Origin of the sequence: Escherichia sp. MOD1-EC5950 (genome assembly GCF_002965345.1) — a bacterium.
Lineage (GTDB): Bacteria > Pseudomonadota > Gammaproteobacteria > Enterobacterales > Enterobacteriaceae > Escherichia > Escherichia marmotae.
Window position 1 is genome coordinate 1 of record NZ_PTSR01000157.1, and the last position, 353, is coordinate 353.

At 44.5% G+C, this 353-nt stretch carries 1 protein-coding gene; it reads right to left on the bottom strand.

All coding sequences use genetic code 11. The annotated features are described in order from the left end of the window. Window positions 1-123: 123 nt before the first annotated feature. Window positions 124-353 (bottom strand): ATP-binding protein (locus BEA93_RS24805; protein WP_236942915.1); only part of this gene is annotated, 230 nt, incomplete at its 5' end.

Consider the following 353-nt stretch of genomic DNA (forward strand, 5'->3'; position numbering starts at 1 on the left):
ATTTGAAATAAAGCTCAATGGCGCGGATTTTTTCTTCTTCAGTAAACATGTTTTATCTCCTGAGAGTCCAGGAAATCATCCGCATCCCCTATTTGCCATTTTCATGCCCGCTAAATACTTTCGTTACTGATGCTGTCCGCTTTGCACCATTTCATCATCACTGATTGGCGTTGTGTTTTTGGTCAGCACTCCAGCTTTACGTTTCTCTTTTAACCGGTAACTCTCTCCTTTGATATTCAGCGTGGTTGAGTGATGTAGCAACCGATCCAGTATCGCTGTCACGAACGGTGCAATAGTGATCCACACCCAACGCCTGAAATCAGATCCAGGGGGTAATCTGCTCTCCTGATTCA